Genomic DNA, 9133 nt, shown 5'->3' with positions numbered 1-9133 from the left:
GCGTTCGTCCTGAGCCAGGATCAAACTCTCCGAAAAATTCCCCCAAAAAGTGAAGCGATGCTTCGTAGCGAAGTCCGATTACTTTTCGGGGACCCCGGATAAAACCGAGAGTTCCAAAGAGCGATTAGCTCATTAATTCGTTCATTCATTGACGTGGATACGGTCCGAAAACCATATACGCACTGGCTTCATTCATTCACTCGTTGTTCAGTTTTCAAAGGGCAATGCTGCTTTTTTCAGTGCCGCCGTTCTTTAACAGCGACTCTTTTAATATATCATATACCGCCTATCGAATGCAAGCTTTTTTTTGAAGTTTTTTTCTTCCAGCTTGCCGACAGCCTGCTCGAGAAGACCAAGCCGTTTGAAGCGGCGAAAATTAATGTATCACAGATCGACAGGGCATGTCAACAGTTTTATTTCATTCTTTTTTGTAATCGTGGATTTATGCGGAGAAACCTTATATTTTGCGTGTTCTTTAACCGCTGTGCCCCTATTCCTTTGTCGCTCAGCCGCCATCGTTATCCAATTATTTTATCCTGCTCAGAAGGAATTATTGATCAATCGCGACCTACCCTTTAACATATTTACAGTTTTTTGACCCAACAAATATCGCATGAAACATATGGACATCGCACAACCTAAATATAATTAACTACCCAAGATTAATTACTTCTATACAAAGATAAACGGCTATCGCTGCCCTTTGGACAGGCGCGTTTACCAATGCAATATATACTCCTATTTTAAAAAAGGCTTTCCTGTGATCCGGCCAATCGACATTAAGGAGCCTAAGCCCAACGTATCGTCAAAACAGCTTATCGGATATATTTAATTTCATATTCTCCCTTCACTTCTCCGACTTCCACTTGAACCTCCTGAATCAGGGCTTTCTTGGCCAGGACTCCAAGCAGCATCGGAATATCGATATCCAGATCCGATAGCTCCGGATGGTCGAGTATTTCAAGAGCGCTCCACGGCTCTTTCCTACTGCTTAGCACGTCGAGCAGCATGGAACAACAGCCTTCCATCTTGGTCACAATGGAAAACTCGCAGGCAAGCATTACGAGTTGAACTCGTTGAATTAGCGTTTCATCGCTTAGAACCAGTTCTTCATATAACTTGTGCACTCCCGCATTATGCTTCTTGACCTGCTCCCAGATGCCGCTATATATATCGCTGTTCTGCTCGATAATGACAATCTTGGCCCAGTGAGTCAACGCCTCCACCAAGCAACTATAGGCATCCAGCAGCTGATTTTTCACGAAATAATCTTTACTCATCAGGTACCGGGTGAAAAAATTCGAAAATTCAACCAGAAGCATCCGGTCTTTGATTGCTTTGGAAAACTCCATCAGCTCATTTTTCCAACCTTCCATTGACATGTCCCGATCCATAATAATCTCTCCCCGGGTAATAAAGAGAATGAGTTCCTTATCCGCCTTTAAACGCCAAACCAGATTTAAGTCACGGAATGAAATCCAGCGTTCTTGTAACCGGGTACCTTCTTTTATATAATGATAGCTAGTGGCAGGATTGACTGCAGGTTGATCGGTCACAATTAATGCTTGGTATGGGAATCCATTGACAAGCGCATCGTTGGGGTATGGATTTTCATGTAGAATGACGCCGATGATCCCTTCCCGGTCCCTATATTTTCTTATAAGCTCACGCTTTAAAGAGTTCATCAAGGCCTCCTGGATTTTTGAGATTTCTAAATGTATCAAAGGAAAGGCAATATTGTGAAGTAGTAATTTCTACATTCATAGGTGAGTTTCCTGCTTGCGTTGCCATTACATGAATAGAAAGAAGTTGGAAAATGATGATTCTTAAGTCGAGTAAAGTAAATGAGTTCCGATTATGGGGGCTGCTTCTGACCATGTTCGGCCTTGTTCTGATGATCGTCGGGACAGCGGGAATTGTATTTGACTGGGGAATCGCCGGCAAAATTATTGCAGGTATTTTCCTCGTATTGGGCTTAATCAGCATTCTCTGCAGTATGGGGGTCTACTTCTGGGCGGGCATGATGTCTACAAGCGCCGTTGTTATTGAGTGTCCGGAATGCCAGCGAATCACGAAGATGATCGGTAAAACAGACCGCTGCATGTTCTGCAAAACGATTCTTACCTTCGATCCGCAGCATGCTTCACAGGAAGCCGGCAATGATACCTCTCCTTCGGCTCAACAAGTGACAATCCAAAATACGGCCAAAAAGCAGTCCTAACGACGAAGAGGGCTGTCCCTTTATTAGAAGGGACAGCCTTTTTTCCCTATCAATCCGTTAAGGTTGCGCCAGAGTCTCTTTAATAACCTCCCAAATGTCCGGAGTTTCAAATCCTCTGCTCCAGGAAGCAATTCCAGCCAAATTATATTTATTGACGAGCTCGGCACGGCTTCTCATGGATGTGGCGTCTTCGATCCAAATTTTGATTTTCTTGCCGTCCTCCGTATACTCAACATAATTCTGGCCGGTTTTCTCGTCGAAAGCCGGAGTTAGCTGCTTTTCCTTGATCAAATCCTGAATCTTCTCCATCGATACGGCCTTCGAAGACACTTCCGTCTTGCCGTCTTTGATTTCTTCGGTCCAGATTCGGGTATAATAAGGAACACCAAGCACCAGCTTGGAGGGAGGAACCCCATCCTCTTCCATAATGCGGACGATTCCTTTCTCCACCCAAGGCAGCGATGCTACGGAACCGGCTTTCGGGCTGGACGCCCAATGCTCATCGTAGGTCATGACCATCATGTAATCTACAAGAGGACCGATCGCTTCCCGATCCATAAAGAGGGAATAGGTCTCCGAGCCTCCCTTGACCGTCACGTCTATCGACACGACCAGCCCCTGCTCATGCAGGAGAGGAACGGCTTCTCTCACGAATTGAACCATGTTTTCTTTATCCTTCAAATAAACATTCTCAAAATCGATATTGATCCCTTGCAACTGATACATTTTACCGAAAGTGACCAACTGCTTGATCATATTCATCCTTCGGTCATAGGTGGACAAGGCCTCGCTCGTTCTTTTGGGATCGAAGCTGTTCGTAACCAGAGCCCACACCTGATAATTTTGCGAATGGGCCCACTGCACGAAAGAAGCGTCGGCCATATTTTTCAGAAGCCCTTCTTCGTTTTCCAGGTGAAACCATTGCGGGCTGATTACATTTAACCCCGGCATGGGGCCAATTTGAGAAGTATCCGGATTGCGGTTGTATACTTGCTGCCAGGTCAGATTGATTTTACCGCCGTCCAGAGGTTTAGGGACAAAGCCCGGTTTTTCCGGTTCGACGGGAATGACCTCCTCCTGCCCCGGCACTACATGTTCTTTTTTCATAAATCCGACCCATCCGTTACTTAATTGCACTTCATACCACTCTTCCAGTGCAGACCAGATCATCACCGATTCTCCCGGATCGAGATCCCGAAATTTCGGCGCTTTGATCGTCGGCTCGGAGCGAATGGCCTTGGCTTTCTCCCCGGGTTGGCCGGATACCGTGCCCCATCGGATCGTATCCCCTTCCTTATGAATGGTGACGACACCGGTTTCTTCCGACTCCTTAATCTGTAATCGATACAAATCAAGCAGCGGCTCCATCGGGATTAGAACCGTATCGTCCTGCTGATCGACTGTAAATTTAAGCTCAAACGGCTTCTCGTTGACAACCGCCGTTAATTCGTTCGTTTTTAACCGGACTACTTTATCTTTGGTGGTCAGAATAACGGACTGACTCTCCTTCTCGTAGCGGATATCCGGATCAACGACCTCTTGCATAAAAGACAGGGGAAGCTTGAGACTTTCCTTCTCCCCGCTTGCCGATACCTCATACAGTTTTCCTTTATAATAAATCGGCTTCTCCAATCCTTTCATGGAGGGCTCGACTATGGTTGAATTCGGCCAATACCACTGCCAGTAAAGATATCCTCCTGCAAGAACACAACAAATAAATACAAAAAATAAGAACCATTTCAAAACAGGTCTTCTCCGCCGCCGGCGGCGTAAAGGCGGAACCGCCGAAAGCCCATAGGATGCTGGCATAATATGCTCCCTTCCGGTATCAAACACTATCTTATAAATGAATAAAATAAAAAAACGCCTCGGACCGCCTTCCCGGCGTGATCCGACACGTTTCATTATACTATAAAAAATGTTCCTCAGCAGTCCATAAATCAATGAGTGCTGTTATGGGCGTTCTTCTCCATGCATTCCTTGCAAATCCCACTGACCTCTACACGGTGTCCCCGTACTTGAAAACCGGTTTCGTGGGCTGCCTGCTGCTCAATATCGGTAAGGGTAGGATAATGGAAGTCCACAATCACTCCGCATTGCTCGCATTGAGCATGATAGTGGTTGGACATATCCGCATCGAATCGGCTAGAATTATCGCCGAAGGTCAATTCCCGGACAAGTCCGGATTCGATGAATACCTTGAGGTTGTTATAAACCGTCGCCACACTCATACTCGGAAAACGGTCCTCTAGAGCTCTATATATATCGTCGGCAGTCGGATGACAGGTAGAATCAAGCAAATAAGACAGGATCGCATACCGTTGCGGTGTCATCCGGACTCCGGACATTTTCAGTTTATCCAGCGCTTGTTCAAACCTGGTTGTCATTTTATTCACCGCCAATAACTCTCTGTTAGTAATGGAAATACGCTCTTCATTTACAAAAGATATATATTCATTGTACGTGCGAAGTGTGATCTTTGTCAATGTTTCTGCCTCAAAGGCAGACGCCGGAGACTAATAAGAGTAGGTTTAAGGAGACAAAACGGATGCTTCCCGGTGAAGTCGGCACTTGATTTTTGGCATAGGGAGCGATGCATGGAAACAGGGCCGGTTCAAGAATAAAATGATGCAGAGTGCGACGAAATTCGTTGGCGTAATAATCAAGTAAAGCTAGACCGGTATAAGAGGTCATGCGGAAGATAACAGCGTAAAAAATAAACCGGAAAAGAGCTTTCCTCTCTTCCGGCTTTTCCTTGAGCTTATCGAACGATGAGCACCGTTTGCGAATTATTATCCCAGAATACCTTGGCACCCAAGGCCTCACTTACAAAACGGACAGGGACCATGGTGTTATTGTTGATAAGCTGTGCAGGGACGTTAAGTGTATACTCTTGACCGTCAATGTAAGCTGTATCGGAACCGATCTGCAGCTTGATTTCCTTGCTTCCTTTAGTGGCGGTTACCGTCATGGTTTCCTGCTCCCATTCGATGCCTGCCCCCATAGCTTCAAATATAGCTCTCATGGGAACAACCACGTTGCCTGCCAAATTAACGGGCGGCTGCTCGGTAGCCAGTCCTTTGCCGTCAATCGTTACCAATGTCCCTCTTTTAACGATCTCTTGCTTTCCTGTCTCATCGTAGAATTGAACGGCTACGCTGCTTGCATTGGTGTCTTTAATCTGCATTTTGAGATTGTATAGACGATTATCCATAGTAAAGTTGGTATCGGTCTGAATCGACAATTCCTTGCCGTTGCCTGCATAAGGGGTTACTCTGGCACTTATCTTTTGTGATTTCTCCCCATTTTTAACTACGGAAGTCAGTACAATCTTTCCATCTTTAATATAGGTTCCAGTCTCGACCAAATAGGTTTGGTCATCGGTAAGAACAGTAAATTTAACGTCATTAATTTCGTTAACGGCATCCAGCTTTATTTTAAAAATCGAGATGCGGCTGTCCATAACAAAATTATTGGCCCCTCTTACTTCTACAACCTTGCCGTTAGCGTTCGTCCCTGTAGCGACAACGTTAATCATTTGTGATTTTCCCCCGTTTTTAACGGCTATGATACCTTCCAAATGATCTGTATGAGCTACGGTCGTTTCCTTCAAAACTTTGTAAGGCTCTTCAATCGGACCCAAGGCCTCGATGTCGACCTTAGTCAGTTCTTCTCCATGATCCATGGTCAGTTGGAATACTTTCGTGTTTCCCCCCATGATAAACGTGTCTTCTTTTTTGATCTCTATAATTTCACCGAATTGGTTATAACCGGTGACCAGCAGCGAGACAAGTTCGCTGGATTCAACCCGGACGTCTGCGGTTACTTTCATTTTGCCGTCAATGACCTTATGCTCAGATCGCAGAAGCTCGATATTTTGGTCCGAGTTAGCAGACGCCTCCGGGATGGATTGTATCACCAAACCAATCAGGATCGCAAACGCAACGAACATCCCCCAAATAGAACGCTTACCTCTTGATAAACACATTCCTTCGTATCCTCCTCTTTTCCGTATCCATATCCATAGACATTTTGATTAATAAGTTAACGCAAAGTTTTCAGGACTGTAAATAGAAACAAAGACCTAAAAAGAAGGGAGCGATCCCATTATTAGATACGGAATTTATTCCTTTATGAATATATTTGGTAAAAGAAGGGATTACATTATGGGTGAATAGTACTTTATTCACTTTCAGGAATGAGGTATAGGTATTTCTGCGCATGAACATCAGACTATCCGGATATGGGTTTCATATTCCAGAAGCCACTGGGGTTCGCTGCCAGCACTTGTGACTCTTCGGCTGGCTTCATTTAAATCCACGCACTCGTGTAGAGTGCGACTAAATCTATGTTATAATAGGAACAAACGTTCCTGTTTCAATCCACGCACTCGCGTAGAGTGCGACCGAAGATCGGGGCGGTGATTATGTCGTTTACGCCCGATTTCAATCCACGCACTCGCGTAGAGTGCGACTGAGCATCTTTTCACTCGCTATAATGACCCTTTGATTTCAATCCACGCACTCATGCAGAGTGCGACGATAAAGAAGATCAGCAGCAGAGGCAAAAAATACATGATTTCAATCCACGCACTCATGCAGAGTGCGACTTGTTACGAACTCCACGATGTCATATTTCTTCTTGATTTCAATCCACGCACTCATGCAGAGTGCGACTGGACGTTTACATTTGCCCGATGTGCAAGCAGGAATTTCAATCCACGCACTCATGCAGAGTGCGACGTTGCTCCATACTGATAAGGATGTCTATCACCGCGATTTCAATCCACGCACTCATGCAGAGTGCGACGGCAATATCTCTAATTGCGTTCCTGTTTTTGTCTATTTCAATCCACGCACTCATGCAGAGTGCGACCTCCAGCGTATTCGCACCAGGACACGGAATATCTATTTCAATCCACGCACTCATGCAGAGTGCGACTCAGTATTTATTAAGCGCAGGAAAGGAGAATGATATTTCAATCCACGCACTCATGCAGAGTGCGACTTGATCACCTGCCCATCCCCGTTGTAATAGGCTCATTTCAATCCACGCACTCATGCAGAGTGCGACCTCTGCGCCCTCCTCCCGGCTGTCGTCGATGATGCGATTTCAATCCACGCACTCATGCAGAGTGCGACCTCCGCTGGCGTGGCCGTACTGACGTACCTGGCCATTTCAATCCACGCACTCATGCAGAGTGCGACTGTAAATGATGGGAGCACGTCCACAGCAAGCATAATTTCAATCCACGCACTCATGCAGAGTGCGACTCCTGGCAAACAGTGATCAGGAAGGTGATTTGATATTTCAATCCACGCACTCATGCAGAGTGCGACTGAACTGGAGCAATTCATCGCATCAAGCAGTTACATTTCAATCCACGCACTCATGCAGAGTGCGACAAGTTCTAATTCATCTGATTTTTTCCTTCTCTCTATTTCAATCCACGCACTCATGCAGAGTGCGACTGTATACTTGATATTCCGTTTCTGGCTCCAATCCCGTATTTCAATCCACGCACTCATGCAGAGTGCGACGTTACATTGGAGCTCGCTTGTCCCCGGGAACTGTCATTTCAATCCACGCACTCATGCAGAGTGCGACCAGACGAAGATGAATATTACCGGGAGATAGAAGAGATATTTCAATCCACGCACTCATGCAGAGTGCGACTTAGCTGCAGGCCAGACGACGACCATACAGTTGATTTCAATCCACGCACTCATGCAGAGTGCGACGCCGGGTTCGCTAGTAGATCGGCGTACCAACGATATTTCAATCCACGCACTCATGCAGAGTGCGACTAAGCGTAGATACGAACGCCTTGAATGCCTCCTCATTTCAATCCACGCACTCATGCAGAGTGCGACACGTCCGTACTGACACTATATACGACATGCAAAAGGATTTCAATCCACGCACTCATGCAGAGTGCGACTAATATCTTTTGTTTTTAAATCCTGTTCAGCACATTTCAATCCACGCACTCATGCAGAGTGCGACATAGATTGATTTTTTGTAAAGTTTGATCCAGCGTATTTCAATCCACGCACTCATGCAGAGTGCGACTGTTGGAGAATGGGTTAACCTTCCCTGCTCCAATATTTCAATCCACGCACTCATGCAGAGTGCGACATATTATGTGATTGGTTACTTAAAGGCAGAAAAAGATTTCAATCCACGCACTCATGCAGAGTGCGACTGTTAGGGCATCCCCTGTTGTTCCTTGGCTGTAAATTTCAATCCACGCACTCATGCAGAGTGCGACTATGTCCTCGGCTCCCGATCATTGCTCCAATGCTTATTTCAATCCACGCACTCATGCAGAGTGCGACGCAATTTGGTAGTAATAAGGTCATGTGTTAGCCATATTTCAATCCACGCACTCATGCAGAGTGCGACCCATCCGTTTTAGTATTCTTGGCCTGAGCTTCCTTATTTCAATCCACGCACTCATGCAGAGTGCGACTTATTAATATCTTTCAATCGCTAATTTAAGTAAATTTCAATCCACGCACTCATGCAGAGTGCGACTGGAAATATCGAAAGTAAAAGGAGGGGGTGAAATTATTTCAATCCACGCACTCATGCAGAGTGCGACAATGAAGTTATCTATATGTGCATTCAAGCAGTATATTTCAATCCACGCACTCATGCAGAGTGCGACTCGAAACGACAAGACTTCCACCCCCTTTCCTTAAAATTTCAATCCACGCACTCATGCAGAGTGCGACGGCGGAAAATCGACATTTTGTATGCAAAAAGGGTTATCTAAACACAAATATATTACTCTTTTAGGATTAAAAACCATTAATTGTAATGCTAATTAATAAACATGACCTATGCAGTTCAAGTAAGTAATTGGTAATCAGTCATAACGTCAATTGTTAGAAAATATTTCGCTAAATA

Annotated in this window: 5 protein-coding genes and 1 CRISPR repeat array; of the genes, 1 reads left to right on the top strand and 4 read right to left on the bottom strand. The window is 45.3% G+C overall.

Annotated features, from left to right (window positions below; translation table 11 throughout):
• Positions 1-815: 815 nt before the first annotated feature.
• Positions 816-1685: a nucleotidyltransferase-like protein gene (locus tag FS806_RS24465; RefSeq protein WP_144941889.1), complete on the bottom strand. Its 870-nt coding sequence runs from the start codon at positions 1683-1685 to the stop codon at positions 816-818.
• A 134-nt stretch (positions 1686-1819) separates the two neighbouring features.
• Here FS806_RS24465 and FS806_RS24460 point away from each other — a divergent pair, with 134 nt between their 5' ends.
• Positions 1820-2221 carry a DUF2614 family zinc ribbon-containing protein gene (locus tag FS806_RS24460; RefSeq protein WP_144941891.1) on the top strand — a complete coding sequence of 134 codons (402 nt, stop codon included), beginning with the start codon at positions 1820-1822 and terminating at the stop codon, positions 2219-2221.
• 57 nt (positions 2222-2278) lie between these two features.
• Here the strand turns inward: FS806_RS24460 and FS806_RS24455 are convergent, their stop codons facing one another.
• The 3 genes from FS806_RS24455 to FS806_RS24445 all read right to left on the bottom strand — a co-directional run bounded on the left by FS806_RS24455 (position 2279) and on the right by FS806_RS24445 (position 6209).
• The gene (locus tag FS806_RS24455; RefSeq protein ID WP_260982242.1) at positions 2279-3964 is read right to left on the bottom strand and encodes a glycosyl hydrolase family 18 protein; all 1686 of its coding nucleotides are present in this window, start codon (positions 3962-3964) and stop codon (positions 2279-2281) included.
• Between the two features lie 197 nt (positions 3965-4161).
• A complete protein-coding gene (gene perR, locus FS806_RS24450) occupies positions 4162-4608 on the bottom strand; it encodes a peroxide-responsive transcriptional repressor PerR (RefSeq protein WP_144941886.1) in 447 nt (148 codons plus the stop codon).
• 374 nt (positions 4609-4982) lie between these two features.
• Positions 4983-6209: a copper amine oxidase N-terminal domain-containing protein gene (locus FS806_RS24445; RefSeq protein ID WP_144941884.1), complete on the bottom strand. Its 1227-nt coding sequence runs from the start codon at positions 6207-6209 to the stop codon at positions 4983-4985.
• A gap of 321 nt (positions 6210-6530) precedes the next feature.
• Positions 6531-8958: direct repeats of the CRISPR family, unit length 32 nt; unit sequence ATTTCAATCCACGCACTCATGCAGAGTGCGAC.
• Positions 8959-9133 lie beyond the last annotated feature (175 nt).

Source organism: Paenibacillus sp. 32O-W (genome assembly GCF_007679495.1).
GTDB classification, from domain to species: Bacteria; Bacillota; Bacilli; order Paenibacillales; family NBRC-103111; genus Paenibacillus_L; species Paenibacillus_L residui.
Note: the sequence above shows the minus strand (reverse complement) of the source record. Positions and strands in the feature narration are given on the sequence as shown.

Bases quoted from the DNA above. Each gene is read 5' to 3' on its own strand.
- FS806_RS24445 (WP_144941884.1), bottom strand. From the start codon at position 6,209: ATGTGTTTATCAAGAGGTAAGCGTTCTATTTGGGGGATGTTCGTTGCG.
- perR (WP_144941886.1), bottom strand. From the start codon at position 4,608: ATGACAACCAGGTTTGAACAAGCGCTGGATAAACTGAAAATGTCCGGA.
- FS806_RS24460 (WP_144941891.1), top strand. From the start codon at position 1,820: ATGATTCTTAAGTCGAGTAAAGTAAATGAGTTCCGATTATGGGGGCTG.
- FS806_RS24465 (WP_144941889.1), bottom strand. From the start codon at position 1,685: ATGAACTCTTTAAAGCGTGAGCTTATAAGAAAATATAGGGACCGGGAA.